1 protein-coding gene is annotated in these 279 nt (G+C 51.3%); it reads right to left on the reverse strand.

Annotation, left to right across the window (positions count from 1 at the left end):
- The coding region (locus ACI43T_RS12035) for a glycosyltransferase (protein ID WP_405387349.1) at nucleotides 1–279 on the reverse strand (279 nt) is incomplete at both ends.

Below are 279 nucleotides of genomic sequence, written 5' to 3' on the forward strand. Positions count from 1 at the left end.
CGCATTGATGTCCTGCCGTTGCCAGTGCGTTTTTTGCTTCGGGGTTTAAGACGAGGCGTTCGATTTCGTCCGCCAAAGATTCAGGCGTAAGCCTGTCCAGTAGAATCCCCGATTGATGATGTTCGATAATTTCCTTTTGCGCGCCCAAAGTATTGGAAATCACCGCCGTTCGGCAGTACATCGCCTCGCATAATGACAAACCGAATGCCTCCGGGACGAGGCTGGGCAAAACCACGACATCGCTTTGGCGGTAAAACGAAGCAATGTTTTCGGTAAACC

The sequence above is a fragment of the Neisseria oralis genome, assembly GCF_045062685.1.
In the GTDB taxonomy this organism is placed as follows: Bacteria; Pseudomonadota; Gammaproteobacteria; order Burkholderiales; family Neisseriaceae; genus Neisseria; species Neisseria oralis.